We start from the raw sequence: 1,164 nt of genomic DNA, 5'->3' as shown, positions 1-1,164 counted from the left end.
AGCACAATTCATCACGGCCGCCGCTGCGAGCCCCAATTCCCAACTGGCGGCGCCCTTCTCGCTGATGCGGCGCGCGCTGGCGTGCCAGACGAACAACGCCGGATTCGGGGCGCGCGCCTTCCGGCGCAGCGACGGCCAATGGGGAGGCGCGATGGTGGTCGCCGCCAAGAGCGCGACGCCCAACGTCGACGCCCTGGCCGGCTGCGCCAAGACCAACTGGCGGCGCGCCACGGCCGGCACCCAGACCTCGCTGTGCAACAGCGGCTGGAGCACCCCCAACACCTACGAGAGCCGCCGCGGCGAGACCTACTACGTGTTGCTGGCCGGCACCGCGGACGACTTCTGCACCGCGGTCAACGGCAAATTCAAGGACAACTCCAACGGGTGGCCGTTCTAGCCGCTTTCCGGCGGCGTCGTACGGTAAGGGGGTGAGCATGTCGCGTCATCGCGTCGTCATCATCGGAAGCGGATTCGGTGGCCTGAACGCGGCCAAGGCACTCAAGCGGGCCGACGTCGACGTCACCCTGATCTCCAAGACCACGACCCACCTCTTCCAGCCGTTGCTGTACCAGGTGGCCACCGGCATCCTGTCCGAGGGCGACGTCGCCCCGACCACCCGGCTGATCCTGCGCAGGCAGAAGAACGTCCGGGTGCTGTGGGGCGACGTCAACGCCATCGACCTGACGGCCAAGACCGTGACGTCGCACCTGATGGGCATGGAGACCGTGACGCCCTTCGACAGCCTCATCGTCGCCGCCGGAAAGCGGCTAGAACGGCCACCCGTTGGAGTTGTCCTTGAATTTGCCGTTGACCGCGGTGCAGAAGTCGTCCGCGGTGCCGGCCAGCAACACGTAGTAGGTCTCGCCGCGGCGGCTCTCGTAGGTGTTGGGGGTGCTCCAGCCGCTGTTGCACAGCGAGGTCTGGGTGCCGGCCGTGGCGCGCCGCCAGTTGGTCTTGGCGCAGCCGGCCAGGGCGTCGACGTTGGGCGTCGCGCTCTTGGCGGCGACCACCATCGCGCCTCCCCATTGGCCGTCGCTGCGCCGGAAGGCGCGCGCCCCGAATCCGGCGTTGTTCGTCTGGCACGCCAGCGCGCGCCGCATCAGCGAGAAGGGCGCCGCCAGTTGGGAATTGGGGCTCGCAGCGGCGGCCGTGATGAATTGTGCG

The 1,164-nt window shown here is 68.6% G+C and carries 3 pseudogenes; 2 read left to right on the top strand and 1 reads right to left on the bottom strand.

Annotated elements, in window-relative coordinates:
- A pseudogene (locus A5701_RS28440) lies at window positions 1-397 on the top strand (hypothetical protein); the annotation flags it as partial.
- Window positions 398-434: 37 nt separating this feature from the next.
- Window positions 435-765 (top strand): annotated as a pseudogene (locus tag A5701_RS27210) (FAD-dependent oxidoreductase); the annotation flags it as partial.
- A gap of 2 nt (window positions 766-767) precedes the next feature.
- On the opposite strand, the pseudogene A5701_RS28435 reads toward A5701_RS27210, so the two are convergent.
- Window positions 768-1,164 (bottom strand): annotated as a pseudogene (locus tag A5701_RS28435) (hypothetical protein); the annotation flags it as partial.

This window comes from Mycobacterium sp. E3305, assembly GCF_001666785.1.
Taxonomy (GTDB): domain Bacteria; phylum Actinomycetota; class Actinomycetes; order Mycobacteriales; family Mycobacteriaceae; genus Mycobacterium.
The sequence above is the reverse complement of the archived record's forward strand: the minus strand, read 5'-3'. Positions and strand labels throughout refer to the sequence as shown.